The organism is Ruegeria denitrificans, from assembly GCF_001458295.1.
In the GTDB taxonomy this organism is placed as follows: domain Bacteria; phylum Pseudomonadota; class Alphaproteobacteria; order Rhodobacterales; family Rhodobacteraceae; genus Ruegeria; species Ruegeria denitrificans.
Genome location: NZ_CYUD01000001.1, coordinates 231,881 through 248,231, shown reverse-complemented (window position 1 = coordinate 248,231; position 16,351 = coordinate 231,881). Strand labels below are relative to the sequence as shown.

General features: G+C 58.5%; 17 protein-coding genes and 1 pseudogene. 11 read left to right on the top strand and 7 right to left on the bottom strand.

From position 1 onward, the window contains the following. The first annotated feature begins 148 nt into the window (after positions 1–148). A complete protein-coding gene (gene purE, locus RUE5091_RS01090; protein ID WP_058280034.1) occupies positions 149–637 on the top strand; it encodes a 5-(carboxyamino)imidazole ribonucleotide mutase in 489 nt (162 codons plus the stop codon). After that, a complete protein-coding gene (locus RUE5091_RS01085; RefSeq protein WP_058280033.1) occupies positions 630–1,697 on the top strand; it encodes a 5-(carboxyamino)imidazole ribonucleotide synthase in 1,068 nt (355 codons plus the stop codon). The genes purE and RUE5091_RS01085 overlap by 8 nt, the downstream gene beginning before the upstream one ends. A 1-nt stretch (position 1,698) precedes the next feature. Here RUE5091_RS01085 and RUE5091_RS01080 read toward each other — a convergent pair whose 3' ends face one another. The 6 genes from RUE5091_RS01080 to RUE5091_RS01055 all read right to left on the bottom strand — a co-directional run bounded on the left by RUE5091_RS01080 (position 1,699) and on the right by RUE5091_RS01055 (position 7,489). Next, positions 1,699–2,850, bottom strand: a complete 1,152-nt coding sequence (locus RUE5091_RS01080; protein WP_058280032.1) for an alpha-D-ribose 1-methylphosphonate 5-triphosphate diphosphatase — start codon at positions 2,848–2,850, stop codon at positions 1,699–1,701. Continuing rightward, positions 2,847–3,620 (bottom strand): esterase/lipase family protein, encoded by a 774-nt coding sequence (locus tag RUE5091_RS01075; protein WP_058280031.1) that lies wholly within the window; start codon positions 3,618–3,620, stop codon positions 2,847–2,849. Before RUE5091_RS01075 ends, RUE5091_RS01080 begins: the two co-directional genes overlap by 4 nt. Before the next feature lie 38 nt (positions 3,621–3,658). Further along, positions 3,659–4,501, bottom strand: a complete 843-nt coding sequence (locus RUE5091_RS01070; protein WP_058280030.1) for a DMT family transporter — start codon at positions 4,499–4,501, stop codon at positions 3,659–3,661. Positions 4,502–4,676: 175 nt separating this feature from the next. Continuing rightward, positions 4,677–6,320: a chaperonin GroEL gene (gene groL, locus RUE5091_RS01065; protein WP_058280029.1), complete on the bottom strand. Its 1,644-nt coding sequence runs from the start codon at positions 6,318–6,320 to the stop codon at positions 4,677–4,679. Positions 6,321–6,374: 54 nt separating this feature from the next. Further along, positions 6,375–6,662 carry a co-chaperone GroES gene (locus tag RUE5091_RS01060; RefSeq protein ID WP_058280028.1) on the bottom strand — a complete coding sequence of 96 codons (288 nt, stop codon included), beginning with the start codon at positions 6,660–6,662 and terminating at the stop codon, positions 6,375–6,377. Between the two features lie 152 nt (positions 6,663–6,814). Further along, complete coding sequence (locus tag RUE5091_RS01055) at positions 6,815–7,489, bottom strand: DUF2161 domain-containing phosphodiesterase (RefSeq protein ID WP_058280027.1); 675 nt, start codon at positions 7,487–7,489, stop codon at positions 6,815–6,817. 124 nt (positions 7,490–7,613) lie between these two features. Here RUE5091_RS01055 and RUE5091_RS01050 point away from each other — a divergent pair, with 124 nt between their 5' ends. From RUE5091_RS01050 to RUE5091_RS01005, 9 genes and pseudogenes are all read left to right on the top strand, one after another. Continuing rightward, a complete protein-coding gene (locus RUE5091_RS01050; protein WP_058280346.1) occupies positions 7,614–8,594 on the top strand; it encodes a TraB/GumN family protein in 981 nt (326 codons plus the stop codon). Positions 8,595–8,703: 109 nt separating this feature from the next. Then, positions 8,704–9,624, top strand: coding sequence for a manganese-dependent inorganic pyrophosphatase (locus RUE5091_RS01045; RefSeq protein ID WP_058280026.1), 921 nt, complete (start codon positions 8,704–8,706; stop codon positions 9,622–9,624). Between the two features lie 126 nt (positions 9,625–9,750). Beyond that, positions 9,751–10,827: a DUF389 domain-containing protein gene (locus RUE5091_RS01040; RefSeq protein ID WP_058280025.1), complete on the top strand. Its 1,077-nt coding sequence runs from the start codon at positions 9,751–9,753 to the stop codon at positions 10,825–10,827. A 106-nt stretch (positions 10,828–10,933) separates the two neighbouring features. Then, a complete protein-coding gene (locus tag RUE5091_RS01035) occupies positions 10,934–11,809 on the top strand; it encodes a TIGR01459 family HAD-type hydrolase (RefSeq protein ID WP_058280024.1) in 876 nt (291 codons plus the stop codon). 100 nt (positions 11,810–11,909) lie between these two features. Next, entirely contained in the window at positions 11,910–12,353 is a 444-nt protein-coding gene (locus RUE5091_RS01030) for a MaoC family dehydratase (RefSeq protein WP_058275996.1), read from the top strand. A gap of 58 nt (positions 12,354–12,411) precedes the next feature. Next, positions 12,412–13,172, top strand: a pseudogene (locus RUE5091_RS01020) (Stf0 family sulfotransferase). Between the two features lie 51 nt (positions 13,173–13,223). Further along, positions 13,224–14,156, top strand: coding sequence for a bifunctional riboflavin kinase/FAD synthetase (locus tag RUE5091_RS01015; RefSeq protein WP_058280021.1), 933 nt, complete (start codon positions 13,224–13,226; stop codon positions 14,154–14,156). Next, complete coding sequence (locus RUE5091_RS01010) at positions 14,153–14,626, top strand: YcgN family cysteine cluster protein (RefSeq protein ID WP_058280020.1); 474 nt, start codon at positions 14,153–14,155, stop codon at positions 14,624–14,626. Before RUE5091_RS01015 ends, RUE5091_RS01010 begins: the two co-directional genes overlap by 4 nt. After that, positions 14,626–15,660, top strand: a complete 1,035-nt coding sequence (locus RUE5091_RS01005) for a threonine aldolase family protein (protein WP_058280019.1) — start codon at positions 14,626–14,628, stop codon at positions 15,658–15,660. The genes RUE5091_RS01010 and RUE5091_RS01005 overlap by 1 nt, the downstream gene beginning before the upstream one ends. A gap of 12 nt (positions 15,661–15,672) precedes the next feature. Here RUE5091_RS01005 and RUE5091_RS01000 read toward each other — a convergent pair whose 3' ends face one another. After that, the gene (locus RUE5091_RS01000; RefSeq protein WP_058280345.1) at positions 15,673–16,275 is read right to left on the bottom strand and encodes a 2-hydroxychromene-2-carboxylate isomerase; all 603 of its coding nucleotides are present in this window, start codon (positions 16,273–16,275) and stop codon (positions 15,673–15,675) included. Positions 16,276–16,351: the final 76 nt, after the last annotated feature.

The following is a 16,351-nucleotide window of genomic DNA, read 5'->3' as shown; positions in this document are numbered from 1 at the left end:
GGGACCACTGTCCCGCCATTAAGTATACACTAATTTGAATGTATTTTCAGCAAGGCCTAAGAGGGGTAATACGGTCGCCAAACCACATTGCCTCTGGGGCCGATTTGGCTATAGTGCGCGCTCTTTCGGACGGCAGGGAAGCAAGCGGATGAGCGATGTAAAAGTGGGGATCATCATGGGCAGCCAATCGGACTGGCCCACGATGAAAGAAGCCGCAAACATTCTGGATGAGCTGGGCATTGCGTATGAAAAGCGCATCGTCTCGGCCCACCGTACGCCAGATCGCTTGTGGGACTATGGCAAGACCGCTGCATCGCGCGGGCTGCATGTGATCATTGCCGGGGCCGGTGGGGCCGCACACCTGCCGGGCATGATGGCTTCGAAAACACGAGTGCCGGTGATTGGCGTTCCGGTCCAAACGCGGGCGCTGTCCGGTGTCGACTCTCTGTATTCCATCGTGCAAATGCCTAAGGGATTCCCCGTTGCCACCATGGCCATCGGCTCGGCCGGCGGTGCCAACGCAGGTCTGATGGCGGCCGGTATTCTGGCCCTGCAGGATGATGCTCTGGCCCTTCGGCTGGACGCGTGGCGCGAGGCACTATCGGCCTCGATCCCCGAGGAGCCCGTCGATGACTGAAGCACTGAAACCCGGCGCCAGGATCGGAATTCTGGGCGGCGGCCAACTGGGTCGGATGCTGTCCGTGGCGGCGTCCCGTCTGGGTTTTGTAACCCACATTTTCGAACCCGGTGCCAACCCACCCGCCGGTCAAGTGGCCGATCATGTGACCACAGCTGCCTATGACGATATCGACGCGCTAAAGGCGTTTGGCGGGTCGGTTGATGTTATCACCTATGAATTCGAGAACATCCCGACCGAAGCGTTGGACCTGCTTGAAACGCACTGCCCGATCCGCCCGGGGCGCGAGGCGCTGCGCGTCAGTCAGGACCGGCTGACCGAGAAGAATTTCCTGCAAGGTTTGGGTCTGCAAACTGCTCCCTTCGCAGATATCACTGATCTGGACAGCCTGAATGCGGCGATCGAGCAGATCGGCACGCCCGCAATCCTGAAAACCCGTCGGTTTGGCTATGACGGTAAGGGGCAGGCCCGTCTGCGCGTGCCCGAGGACGCCGAGACCGCACTATCTGATATGGCAGGGGCACCTGCGATCCTTGAGGGGTTTGTTGAGTTTAGCCACGAGGTCTCGATCATCGCGGCCCGCGGGTTGGACGGTCAGGTTGCCTGTTTCGATCCCGGTGAAAACATACACCGCGACGGTATTCTGCACACCACAACGGTCCCTGCCCGTCTGCGCCCGACGCAGCGTACAGATGCGGTTCTGCTGGCCGCTAATATCCTCAACGCGTTGGATTATGTCGGCGTCATGGGGGTTGAGCTGTTCGTCACGTCCGGCGGTCTGATCGTGAATGAGATCGCCCCGCGTGTGCATAACTCGGGTCACTGGACGCAGAATGGTTGCGCCGTGGATCAGTTCGAACAGCATATCCGCGCCGTGGCCGGGTGGCCCTTGGGCGACGGTCAGCGGCATTCAGATGTAGTCATGGAGAACCTGATCGGTGCCGACATGGACCGCGTGCCCGAGCTGGCACAGGAACGCGATGTTGCCCTGCATCTCTATGGCAAGGCCGAGGTCATGGCAGGTCGCAAGATGGGGCACTTCAACCGCATTTCGCGATAAATCAGCCGACGAACCGCGCCGCTATGTCGCCTGACATATAGCTGACCCGCCCGCCTGCCAGCGTGGCGACGACACGGTGGGTTTCCGCATCCAGTATCACTAGGTCGGCGCGTTGGCCGGGGGCCAGCGCGCCCCGATCCTGCAGCCCAAGCACACGGGCCGGACCGGATGACACCAGCGCCCAGGCCCCGGCGAAATCCACCAGGCCGGATTTCGCCACCATCAGCGCTGCGCGGCGTGGGCTGGGATAGTGATAATCCGAGGCCAGCGCATCGCAATATCCCATAGTGATCAGGTCAAGCGCGCTGACATTACCCTTGTGCGATCCACCGCGTACCACGTTGGGCGACCCCAAAATGATGTAGTCCCCGGCGGCACGCGCGGCCTCGGCAGCTTCGAGCGTTTCGGGGAATTCCGAGATCTGCGCTCCGCGCGCCCGCCAATCAGCCCGTATTTGTGCGGTGGCGTCGTCATGGCTGCCCATGCGCACACGCTGCGTGTCCAAAGCCGCACATAGCGTGTCCAGAGCCGCTGGCACTTCGTCACGGCGGGCATGCATCGACAAAAGCATCTCGAAATGCGCGTCCGGGTTGCGTCCGGCTTTCAACGCCTGCCCGGTCAAACGCGGCGGTTTGCGCCCTTCGGCCAGACGGTCATGCGGTAAGTGGTCGTTGAACACCACATAAGGCACCTGCCAACCCGCGATACGTTCGGGCAGATCCGTATAATCATCCAGCATATGTGTCTCGAACCGCAGCTGGGGCATCAGGTCGGTCACGATGCGATCCTTGACCGAGGCAATGGCACCAAACACCTGATCCGCGAATTCCGGACCACGCACCCCACCCTCCCAGCTGTGGAACTGGGCCAGAACGGCAGTGGTGATGCCATTGGCAGCCAATTCGGCCTCGACCGAGAGAATGCCTTCGTCCATCTGTTTCATCGCCCCGCGGCGTGGCGCGATGTGGCGTTCGAACCCGTCCCCGTGCAGGTCGATGATGCCGGGCAGAACAAGAAAGCCGGACAGGTCAATCTGCCGCCCGGCCCGGTCGGTTTGAATGATGCCATCCGCCAGAGACAGATCGGCAGGCACAAGGCCATCTTCCGGTAACAGCACCTGTGCACCGGTCAGGGTCAGGCTCAATGCGGTCATTGTGTGGGCTCCGACTCGGGTTCCGAGCAATCCTGCCCGATACAGATTTCGTTAATGATATCCATCACCCCGTCCAACCAGGTGATCTGCGGGTCGAACTGCCCGAATTCGATGAAATGCAGTACCTGCGCCATCACGCGGGGGTTGTTCATCATTAAGGTATGGGTCACCGGCAGGACGATGTGGTCCGTCATGCCTTCAACCTTTGTGGTCTTGATCGAAACCTTACCGTCATCCTTGCCGTCGATCAGGGATGAAAACAGCGGGTTCAACGAGTTTTCACCGGCGATCACGCCCACCTCAAAATCAACAGGCGGCAATTGGCGTGGAATACCCTCGGGGCCCGTACCCAAGGCCAACCCTGCGGGGCCGTTCAGCATGCCGAACACCTCATACGCGCCCAGTTCATCAACCAGTTGACTGCCCTGATTAGGCGGGCCAAGCATGACCACGCGGCCCAGATTTTCTGGGTGATGGTCCTGCAACCAATGGCGCAGCAGGATGCCGCCCATCGAATGCGCCACCACATTCACGGTGTCATCACCACAGGCCGCGAAGGCGTCCGGTAGCGTCTGGTTCGCCAGCTCGGGTATCGGCAAGTCGGTCGAAGGATAACTGGGGCGTACCACGGTGTATCCATGCGCCTGAAACAGCTGCTCCATCACGGTGAACGACGCCTCGGTCCGCGCTAACCCGTGCAGCAGCACGACGCATTTCGCCTGCGCCACGGCAGGGATTAGGAACAGAAACAGGGCGAACAGGTATCTCATAGCCGCCAGATAAGCGTTAAGCGGTTGCGTTGAAACCCCTAGCGCGGCTTCAGGCGCAGGACGGCCAGCGCAATGCCGCCAAGAACCAGCGCCGCGCCAAGGATCAGGCGCAGGCTGGCGACTTCTCCCAACAGAAGAACCCCGCCCAGAATGGCGATGATTGGCACGCTCAATTGAACCACAGCCGCTGTGCTTGGCGCAAGTTGCGGCAAAACGCGATACCATAGCGAATAGCCCATCCCCGAGGTGACGCCGCCGGAAAGGATAGCCAGCAAATAGCCAGCGCCGTTCATATCCCAGCCCCCCGCGGCCAGCATCAGTGCCAGCACGGTGACCGGCAGAGCAACGACGAAATTGGCCGCCGTTCCGGCAAGAGCGTCCGGCTCAGACCGCCCAACCAGCGAATAGATTGCCCAGCCGACCCCTGCGGCTGTCATCAAGACCGCTCCGGTTAGGTCGACCTGTACCGTGCCGGACGGCCACAGCACATAGGCCAGCCCCATCAGCGCGATGGCCGCCCCAGCTATTTGTCGCGCAGTCGGTGCATTTCCGGTCACCGAGGTCACTGCGAACATCGTAATCTGTACAACGCCAAACAGGATCAGCGCCCCAAGCCCTGCGTCTAGCGTCAGATAGGCGACGGAAAACCCAATCATATAAATCGACAGCGATCCCGCCCCCGCAATCCTGCGCCGGTTGCGCAGTGGCAGATGCCCTGATCTGAGCCAGACCAGGCCGGTCAATACCACGGCCCCGGACAGCACGCGAACAATGGCAAACCCGGCAGGGTCGCTGGCCCCGCTGTCAATGGCCATACGATTAAGGATCGAGTTCGCCGCAAAAGCGCACATGGTCAGGGTGGTGAGCAGAAACAATCTCATATCAATCGCATAGCGGTTTCGCGAGCGCTTGCATACACACCTGCCCTGCAAAACGAAACGGGGTCACCCAAAGGCGACCCCGTTCTTATTTCTCTGTGCGGCCCGTTCGGCAGTTTGGCCTGCAGGCCAAGCGCCAGTCGGGAACGTCAGAATTCGCGAATGCGAATTCGACGTCTTACATCATGCCGCCCATGCCGCCCATGTCGGGCATGCCGCCACCAGCAGGCGCGCCTTCTTTGGCGGGCTTGTCAGCAACCATTGCTTCGGTGGTGACCAGCAGGCCAGCAACCGATGCCGCATCTTCCAGAGCGGTACGAACCACTTTGGCCGGGTCGATGACGCCGAACGAGAACATGTCGCCATACTCTTCGGTCTGAGCGTTGAAGCCGAATGCTGCATCGTCGCTTTCGCGAACTTTGCCAGCAACAACCGCACCGTCGACACCTGCGTTTTCAGCGATCTGGCGCAGCGGTGATTCGATAGCCTTGCGAACGATGTTGATGCCTGCGTCCTGATCAGCGTTTGCGCCTGTCAGAGTTTCCAGTGCCTTACCGGCCTGAACCAGAGCAACACCACCGCCAACAACAACGCCTTCCTGAACGGCAGCGCGGGTTGCGTTCAGAGCATCATCGACACGGTCTTTGCGCTCTTTCACTTCAACTTCGGTCATACCGCCGACGCGGATAACGGCAACACCGCCTGCCAGTTTTGCAACGCGCTCTTGCAGCTTCTCACGGTCGTAATCCGACGAGGTCTCTTCGATCTGCGCACGGATCTGTGTAACACGTGCTTCGATCTCGGCCTTCTCGCCAGCACCGTCGACGATGGTGGTTTCGTCTTTGGTGATTTCGATTTTCTTGGCGGTGCCCAGCATGTCCATGGTGACGGACTCGAGCTTCATTCCCAGATCTTCGCTGATGACCTGACCACCGGTCAGGATTGCGATGTCCTGCAGCATGGCTTTGCGGCGATCGCCGAAGCCCGGTGCTTTGACAGCAGCAATTTTCAGGCCGCCGCGCAGTTTGTTGACAACCAGAGTTGCCAGCGCTTCGCCTTCAACATCTTCCGCGATGATCAGCAGCGGCTTTTGCGATTGGATCACCTGCTCGAGCAGCGGAACCATCGGCTGCAGCGAGGACAGTTTCTTTTCGTGCAGCAGGATCATGCAGTCGTCGAGATCTGCAATCATCTTGTCGGCATTGGTGACGAAGTAAGGCGATAGGTAGCCACGGTCGAACTGCATACCTTCGACAACGTCGGTCTGAGTTTCCAGACCTTTGTTTTCTTCGACGGTGATAACGCCTTCGTTGCCAACCTTCTGCATCGCGTCTGCGATCTGCTGGCCGATTTCGGCTTCGCCGTTGGCCGAGATGGTGCCAACCTGAGCAACTTCGGCCGAGTCTTTGACTTCGCGCGAGGCGTCTTTGATGCCTTCAACAACCTTGGCGGTTGCCAGGTCGATGCCGCGCTTCAGGTCCATCGGGTTCAGGCCCGCTGCAACCTGCTTCAGACCTTCGCGAACGATTGCCTGTGCCAGAACGGTTGCGGTGGTGGTGCCGTCGCCGGCTTCGTCATTGGTGCGGCTGGCGACTTCTTTCACCATCTGCGCGCCCATGTTTTCGAACTTGTCTTCCAGTTCGATTTCCTTGGCAACCGAAACACCGTCTTTGGTGATGCGCGGTGCGCCGAAGGATTTGTCCAGAACCACGTTACGGCCTTTGGGGCCCAGGGTCACTTTGACAGCGTCGGCCAGGATGTTCACACCTGCCAGCATGCGGTTACGGGCATCGGTGTCGAACTTGACGTCCTTAGCAGCCATATTGTTTCTCCTTGAGAAATAAGTTGGAAATGAAGATCAGAGAAAGCGCGCGGCTTACTCGATGATCCCCATGATGTCGCTTTCTTTCATCATCAGCAGCTCTTCGCCGTTGACCTGAACCTCGGTGCCCGACCATTTGCCGAACAGGATCTTGTCACCGGCTGCAACAGCCATTGCGATCAGCTCGCCGCTGTCTTTGCGTGCACCTTCGCCGGTTGCAACAACTTCGCCTTCGCTGGGCTTTTCTTTTGCACTATCGGGAATGATCAGACCACCAGCGGTTTTTTCGTCGCTTTCGGTACGGCGAACCAGCACGCGGTCATGAAGCGGTTTCAATGCCATCTTTGCAGCTCCTTGGGCTCAAAGTTTGTTTATCCTCCCCTCACCGGTCGGCGAGGCGTTATCACTCGGTATGCATGAGTGATAACGACGCATAGCTAGGGAGTTCAAAACCCCGAGTCAACAAGCCGTGAAGTATTTTTTGCAAATAGGCGTCAGTCAGACTGTTCCCAGCTGTAAGCCCAATGTTTCAAACCGTCCTGCCCGGCCGACGTCAGGTCGTAGACACCCTTTTCAACCTTGTCGAACCAGCCATAGTGGTTGTCTCGCATCAGGCGCGTGGCTTCAGGGACTCCGGTTGCCTTGGCCACTTCGGAACCTTTGGTCGCCCCACATTCAGCCAGATGCGCTGCGCATTTCAGGGCATCCTGACGATAGGCTGTGACGATCCCGTGCCGCGTGGCACCACCTGCGTTAGGGTCGCCCTCTAGCCGGTCGAATTCACGCAGCAGACGCTTTGTTTTGACCTTGCTCTTGCGTGGTGCATACGGGCCAGGGTCGCATTGCACCTCGACCGTACCATCGGCGCGCACGGTGATCAGACCCAGCCCCAGACGTCGGCAAAGCGCCAGATTGTCCTTCAGGGCCCGCCGCGCACTACGCCCTTTGGGCTTGCAGACACCGATGTAAACCTGATCCGACACTTTCAGTCGCATGATCGCCTGATGGAACAATGCCAGCGAAAACCGCAGCTTAAGCTCGACGATCACTGGTTCATCCCCTTCCCGCACGGCGACGATATCGGCCGCGCCGACCTCGCCTTTGACGGTATAGCCCTGACGCTCTAACAGCGCTTTGATCGGGGGATAAAGATCCTGCTCGCGGTCCATGGTCGCATGCTAGGCAAATTGCCGCGAAATGCCAGAGGGCACCTGCAAACCTCTGATCCGCCTTGCATACCACCCACCGCCACGGCAAGTTCAGGGCAAAGACGATACCACCAGGATGACACACATGCGCCTATTCCTGTTTCTGATTGGACTGCTGCTGCCAGCGACTGCTCACGCCGCTTGCGAGGGTCGTGATCTGAGAGAAGATTTTACGCCCGAAATACGAACAGAACTGGATCAGGCTCTGATCGACTGGCCGTATCCGGAAGGCAATCACTGGGTCGCCACAAAGGGTAACGCAGTACTGCATCTGATCGGCACGCTGCACGTGAACTATCCGCGCATGGATGCAATTGTCGCGCGCCTGACACCAACGCTCAGCCAGGTCGATGCTTTCTATTTCGAAGTGACACAGGACGAAATGAAGGCCTGGGAAAAGGAACTGGCCCTTGATCCGAGCCCTATCTTGATCACATCCGGCCCCACTCTGATTGACCTTCTACCCGAAGAGGAATGGGCGACCCTGTCTTCAGCAATGGTCGAGCGAGGAATTCCCAGCTGGATGGGGGCGAAAATGCGCCCCTGGTTTTTAGGTATGACACTGGCGATGCCTGCATGTTTGATGCAGGACCCCACAGCCAATCATGGTCTGGATGCGCGCCTGACTGAGGTGGCAGAAGCGTACGGCATCCAGCAATTCTCGCTTGAGAGCATCAAGGAACTGATGGCGATGTTCGAAATCCACACCATCGAAGAGCAGGCGGAATCTCTGGCACGAATGGTCAACGCATACGAAAACACCGATGACCAGATGGCCACAATGGCAAACGCCTATTTCGACGAAAATCACGCACAATCCATGGAGCTGGGCCGCATCATTGCGCGCGAGGCTTCGGGTATGGCACACGAAATGTTTGACGCAGAATGGAATGCGTTCGAGCAGCACCTACTGATCGAGCGAAACAACAATTGGATGCCACGCATTCTGGAAATACAGGATCAGACCGCAGTTATCGCTGTAGGCGCCGGTCATCTAAGTGGCCCGCACGGGTTGCTGAACCAATTGCAGCGGGCCGGTTACACCCTGAGCCGCGCACCTTTTTGACTGCTGTGGGCGAAAGTCAGACCAACCGTCGCAGCGTGAAGTCTGCTGGGTGACAACACCGGTAGACCGACCTATAAGGCGCGCAAATTATCATCCTCAGGACGCTGACATGACAACCCTTGTATTTGGCCATAAATCTCCCGACACCGACTCCACAGGCTCACCCATCCTGTGGTCGTGGTACCTGAACGAAGTCAAAGGCGAACAGGCTGAGCCCGTTCTGCTGGGCGAGCCCAACACCGAAGCGGCGTTCATGCTGCAGCGCTGGGACCTGCCCAAGCCGCGCATCATTGACGACGTTGAAGCAGACACGCCGGTTGTCATCGTCGACACCAACAACCCGGCCGAGTTGCCCGCCAGCGTCAACGGCGCCGATATCCGCGCCATCATCGACCACCACAAGCTGGTCGGCGGCCTGGAAACCAAAGGCCCGATCGACATCACCGTGCGCCCGCTGGCCTGCACCGCCACTATCATGGTTGACCTGATGGGCGACGACGCGGCTAAGCTGCCCGACGCCATCAAAGGCGCAGCACTGACCTGCATCCTGTCGGACACGCTGGAGTTCCGCTCGCCCACCACCACCCCGCACGACCGCGAAGTGGCCGAAAAGCTGGCCGCTGAACTGGGTCTGGACGTGTCAGCCTATGCCGCTGACATGTTTGCGGCCAAATCGGATGTATCGTCCTTCTCAGACGCTGAACTGATCCGCATGGACAGTAAGGAATACGAAGTCGACGGCACAAAATTCCGCGTCTCGGTTCTGGAAACCACCGCGCCGGGCGTTGTGCTGGACCGTAAGGCGAGCTTGGCAGGTTCCATGGTTGACGTCGCCAAGGAAGACGGTGTGGATCAGGTTCTTCTGTTCGTGGTCGACATCCTGAACGAAGAAGCCACCCTTCTGGTGCCGAACGATCTGGTCAAAAGCGTCGCCGAGAAAAGCTTTGGCGCCTCGGTCAACGGCGATGCCGTGGTTCTGCCGGGTATCATGAGCCGAAAAAAACAGATCATTCCGAACCTCAAAGTCTGATCTTCGGAAATTTCAAAGAAAAGGCGTCCTGATAGGGCGCCTTTTTTCATTGAAGTGAAGGATTTGCGCGAACCGCTTCCATTGTTACTCTGATCAGGACAGCAAGTAGCGGATCAGATCCGACATATGAGTACACGCAAGTTCAGCACCACCCGGGACATCCTGCGGTTCGAAGGTAAGGACAAAGCCGCCTATTGGCGGCGCTTTGCCATGTTGCTGACCCTGTCGGTCATAATCGCCACGATGGGTATGCTGCGCGATTCAGGCGCGGTGGTGATTGCCGCGATGCTAGTGGCCCCACTGATGACCCCCATTTTGGGCGTGGCGGCTGCAATGGTCATGGGCTGGCTGGGACGTGCGTTCAATCTGGCTCTGATTGTTTGCGGCGCAGCCATTCTTTGCGTTCTGTTGGCATGGCTTCTCGTTTATGTCGCCGATGTCCCACGCGGTATCCTGATCCCTGATCAGGTCTTGGCCCGGACCGATCCCGGAACCGAGGACCTGATCGTCGCCCTGGCTGCGGGTGTGGCCGGAGCTTACGTGCAAATCAACCGCTCCGAGGCCAGCTTGCTGCCCGGTGCCGCCATCGGCGTATCGCTGGTGCCGCCCCTGTCCGCCTCGGGCATACTGTTGTACTTCGGCGAACCGGGTGAGGCCTATGAGGCCGGGTTGCTGTTCGCCACAAACCTTGGCGCGATCATCCTTTCTGCCTGCGCAGTTTACATCGTGTACGCGGCCCGCTCGATGGTATTTAGCAAAGGTCGCCGGAAACTGAATTTTACCGCCAGCGTGACGGTGACATTGGCCTTTCTGGCCCTTGTCGTTCTGCAATTGGGCAAATCCACATATAACCGCTATCTCGAAACCCGGACCGAGGCTCAGGTCGCGCAAGCCATCCGCGATTGGGCTGACCCGGTATCGGTCGAGGTCATCCGCATCGACGTGAACGCCAAACGCAAACAGGCAGATATCTGGCTGATTGTCGACCTGCCGATCGAGGCGGCTTACAAAGTTTCCTCGATCGCGGGATTGCTTCCAGAGAACCTGCGCGAGACACCTTTGGTCGATGTCCTTCAGGATCAGCTGGGTCCGGGTTATCTGGTGGTGGTGCGATTCCAGAACAGGATTGGCGCACAGATCATTCTGGGCACTGACACAGTACAGCAAGCACCAGATGTCGAGGAGATCAGCGAAGAAAACTGACCGGTTCAGCCATATTGCGGCAGCAAATGGCCTTGCGGGATGGCCAAAACCTGTCAGCTTTGCAATAGCTGACACAACCCCGCTTTTAACTCTCCCGAGGCCCTCAATGACCCAGATCATCCACGCCCTGTCCGACGTATCCGACCGCTACAAAGCGCTGTTTGTTGATCTTTGGGGCTGTGTCCACAACGGAATCACCGCCTTCCCCGAGGCCGTCGCTGCCTTGCAGGCCTACCGCGCGAAGGGCGGGATCGTGGTGCTGGTAACGAACTCTCCGAAACCCCGCGCGGGCGTGGCGCAGCAACTGGGGCAATTCAACGTGCCCGCAGATGCTTATGACACCATCGCCACCAGTGGCGACTCAGCGCGGTCGGCGATGTTCCGGGGAGCTGTCGGGGAAAAGGTTTATTTCATGGGCGAATGGCAGCGCGACGCCGGGTTCTTTGAGCCGCTGAAAATTCTGCACCACCCGATCCACATCGAACGGGTCCCGCTGGACGAAGCCGAAGGGATCGTTTGTTGCGGTCCGTTTGATCCGATGGCGGACCCGTCCGTCAACCGCGCGGATTTCCTCTATGCCAAGCAAAAGGGCATGAAGCTGCTGTGCGCCAATCCAGACATCGTGGTCGACCGGGGCGAGGTGCGGGAATGGTGTGCCGGCGCGCTGGCCAAGCTGTATACCGAGATGGGGGGCGAAAGCCTGTACTTCGGCAAGCCCCACCCCCCGATCTATGATTTGGCCCGCCGTAGGTTGCAAGAATTGGGCCACGATACTCCCGACGGCGACATTTTGGTGATCGGTGACGGCCCCCATACCGACATTCTGGGCGGCATGGGTGAGGGGATTGATTCTCTGTTTATCTCGGGAGGATTGGCCGCTGCAGAAACAAAAACTGAGCATCATCCGCACCACGAATCGCTAACCGACTACATCTCAAGGGAAAAAATAAATCCTACCTATACAATCGGCCGCCTGAGATAAGCAGAAAAGGCTTGATTTTCTGCGCTTGCGAAGTAATAAAGTTGCCGAACAGGGGCAACGTTGATCTTTTTGTTGCTCACCGGATACTAGTGAGGGCGACATGTTGGACAATCTTCCGCGCGGCACGATCTGTATTGAAGACATCGAAATGGGCATGACCCGTCACCTGCGCAAAGTGGTGACCGACGAGGATATCGAGATGTTTGCGCAGGTTTCGACCGACCGGAATCCGGTTCATCTGGATGATGACTATGCCCGCGACACGATCTTTGAGGGACGCATCGCCCATGGGATGCTGACGGCGGGCCTGATCTCGGCCGTGATTGGCGAACAGCTGCCCGGCCACGGCACGGTATATATGGGCCAGTCGCTGAAATTCCTGGCCCCCGTGCGCCCCGGCGACATGGTCTATGCCGAAGTCAAAGTGATCGACATCGACTTTGCAAAGCGTCGGGTGAAACTGGATTGCCACTGCGCCGTGGATGGCAAAAAGGTGCTGGTGGGTGAGGCGATGGTTCTGGCCCCGTCGCGCAAATTCGACTGATCCAAAGCAAATCTATACCTGCCTTGTTTCGTTCATCGGCCCGGCCTAAACCCGGGCCATGAGCCGTTTTGAGACCTACATTATCTGTACAACTCCCCGCAGCGGCAGCACGTTGCTGTGCCAGATGTTGAAGGCAACAGGATGCGCGGGCACGCCAGAATCGTATTTTCACTCTCCAGTTCTGAAGGATTGGATGGCGTATTATAATCTGGGTGACGATGATTTTCCTGACACAGAGAGCACCCTGAGTGCGATCTTTGCCGAGGTCATTCGACAGGGAAAATCGGGCACCGACCTTTTCGGTTTGCGCCTGCAAGGAAAAAGCCGGGCTTTTTTCTTCAGCAAATACGAAAGCTTTATCCCGGCTCCTGTAACGATCTCACCCACCTGCAGGCCATCTTTGGTCGCATCTGCTTCATCTACCTCATTCGTCGCGACAAACTGGAACAGGCTGTTTCGCTGGTGAAGGCCGAACAGACCGGTTTGTGGCACCAAAACTCAGATGGATCCGAGTTTGAGCGCCTCTCTCCGCCTGCAGATCCGATCTATGATCCGATCGCTATAGCCCATCGCAAGGCAGAGCTTGAATCGTTGCATGCTGCTTGGCGTAATTGGTTCGCCGCGCAACGCATCACACCCTACACCATACGGTACGATCATCTTGCACGCGATCCAATTGGCGAACTGAGCAGAGTACTAAACCTGATAGGTCTTGATCCGGCACAAGCTGCCAAGATCGCAACTCCCACAGCCAAGTTGGCGGATGAGACGAACCGGGATTGGGTCAGACGGTTTCTTACCGACCAGCCCACGCTATGACGGGGCAATCAGATGCTTGAACCCGCCCCGCAGTCCCGCTAGGCAGGCGCTATGCGCATTATCCGGGATTATCAGTTCATCAAGCCTCAGGACCGCGGCGCCAGCGTCGCGATCGGGAATTTCGACGGCGTCCATGTCGGCCACCAGTCGGTGATCGAATTGGCGCGCAGTACCGCGCCGGATGCGTCCCTAGGCGTGCTGACCTTTGAACCACACCCACGTGAATATTTCGCACCTGACGCCCCACCCTTTCGCCTGATGCGCGACAATGCCCGCGCGCACCGGCTGGAAAAGCTAGGCGTTGAAAAATTATATGAGCTGCCCTTCAACGCTGCACTTGCCGGTCTGACGCCGGAAGAGTTCGCGCGCAGCGTGATTTGCGACGGGCTGGGCCTGTCCCATGTGGTTGTTGGCTCCGATTTCTGTTTTGGCAAAGGGCGCAGCGGCACGGCAGATGATTTGGTTCGGTTCGGGCAACAGATGGGCTTTGGCGTCACTATTGCACCTTTGATGGAACGGTCCGAGAATGTCGTGTCGTCCACCGCCATCCGTACCGCCCTGACCGAAGGCCGCCCGCACGATGCGGCCACTATGTTAGGCCACTGGCACCGGATCGAGGGCGAAGTGATCGGAGGCGAACAGCGTGGGCGCGAGCTGGGCTTTCCCACCGCCAACATGTCCATCGAAGGTATGCACCCACCGAAATTCGGCGTCTATGCCGTGTTGGTTGACGTGTTGGACGGCCCGCATCAAGGAAGCTATCACGGAGCGGCCTCGGTTGGCACACGCCCGATGTTCAATGGTGAAGTGCCAAATATTGAAACCTTCCTGTTCGATTTCTCAGGCGATCTTTATGGCTCGACCCTGTCGGTTGGACTGGTCGAATATTTGCGGACCGAGATGACCTTTGACGGGTTGGACGGCCTGATCGCGCAGATGGATGCCGATTGCGAAAAGGCCCGCACTGTGCTGGCGGCGCTATGACCGCCGACCCGATTGATCGCAACGGCCTGTCTCCCCGGTTCTGGGAACGCAAGCCGCTGACCAAGATGAACCAGCAGGAATGGGAGGCGCTGTGCGATGGCTGCGGTAAGTGCTGCCTGAACAAGCTGGAAGACGAAGACACCGGCGCAGTTGCGCTGACCTGCGTCGCCTGCCGCCTGCTGGATGACGAGACCTGCCGCTGCACGCAGTATGACATCCGCCACCAGTTCGTGCCGGAATGTATCGTGATGAAACCCGACAATATCGACGATCACGCCTATTGGTTGCCGCAGACCTGCGCCTATCGGTTGCTGTGGGAGGGGAAACCTCTTTACGACTGGCATCCTTTGATATCAGGTACGCCAGATAGCGTGCACGCCGCCGGGATCTCGGTTCAAGGGCGCACGGTATCCGAGTTCGAAACGCCCATCGAAGAATGGGAAGATTACATTATCGAGGAGCCCAACTGATGTATTTCGCTTCTGACAATTCCGGCCCAGTTCATCCTCAGGTCATGGCCGCGTTGAACGAAGCAAATCAGGGCTATCAGATGGCCTATGGGGCCGACACGCTAATGAACGAGGTGCGGGATCGTATTCGCGGCATCTTCGAAGCGCCCGGGGCGGCGGTATACCTGGTGGCCACCGGGACAGCGGCCAATGTGCTGGCGCTGTCTACGCTTGCAAATCCGTGGGAGACGATCTTTTGCTCGCCCGTCGCCCATATCCACGAGGATGAATGCAACGCCCCGGAATTCTACAGCGGCGCCAAGCTGACGCTGGTGCCCGGAGGCGACAAGATGGACCCCGACGCCCTGCGTCGCTCTATTCTGGCAGAGGAAACCCGCGGCGTGCATGGCCCCCAACGCGGACCGGTGTCGATCACACAGGTGACCGAACGCGGGTCGGTCTATTCGCTGGCGGAATTGCAGGCACTGTGTAGCGTGGCGAAGGAGTACGATCTGCCTGTCCATCTGGACGGCGCGCGATTCACCAACGCTCTGGTGGCACTGAACTGTTCCCCGGCCGAAATGACGTGGAAAGCGGGCGTGGACGCCGTCAGCTTTGGCGGCACCAAGAACGGGTTGATGGGGGTCGAGGCGGTTGTTTTCTTTGATGAATCCAAAGCCTGGGAATTTGAACTGCGGCGCAAGCGGGGCGCGCATCTGTTTTCGAAACATCGCTATCTGTCAGCTCAGATGGCGGCTTATCTGCAGGACGACCTGTGGCTGACCATGGCGCGTCAGGCCAATGCCAACTGTACCCGGCTGGCAGACGGCCTGCGCGCCAAGGGCGCAACATTCCTGCACGAACCGCAAGCCAACATGATCTTCGCCCAGTTTTCCCGCGCCCGGCACAAGCAATTGCATAAGGCCGGGGCGGTTTATCACCTGTGGGGTGCCGAACTGGACGGGGCGGATGAACAAGAGATCCTCGCCTGCCGTCTGGTCTGCGACTGGTCGATCAAAGGCGATGAAATCGACCGTTTCCTCGACTTGCTTTAACGGTCGCGCCCTTCAGCTCTTGGCTTCGGTCAGGTGCCGGTCCAGATCATCCAGGCGGTCTTGCCCCCAAAAGCGTTGCCCATCCTCGGTAATGTAGAACGGCGCCCCAAAGACGCCACGTTCAACGGCCTCTTCCAGATTGGCGGCATAGGTCTCGGCCCCGATCAGCAGGCCACTATCGGCAAGGTTCGGATCAAACCCAGCCTGCGAAAGGCAATCGCGGATCACGTCATCCTGCGCGATGTCCTTTTGTTCGGCCCAGCAGGCACGCAAAAGCGACTGTACCAACTTGCCTACATCGCCTGACCCATCCTTCACCGCCGCAATCACCGCATAAGACGACGGCGCCATATTAGTCGGCCAATGCGCTGGCTGCAGATTAAAATCCATTCCCAGGTTCCTAGATTGACGCAGCAATTCCTGCGCCCTGTATTCATTGCGCGACGGATGCCGATCCTTGGGAGGTGTACCCCCCGTTCGTCCGAACAGCGCCATGATATCCAGCGGCTTGTAGTTGATCGTTGCACCATGCTTGGCCGCGACCTTCTCAAGCCGCTCACTTGCCAAATAGGTGAATGGCGAAATTGTCGCAAAATAGTAGTCAATGGTGGGCATGTGCACTTTCTCCGCTGCGTTACCTTTGCTGGACGGTAAGGCCATGCTAAGCGGTGTCAACATCACGAATCTGTCA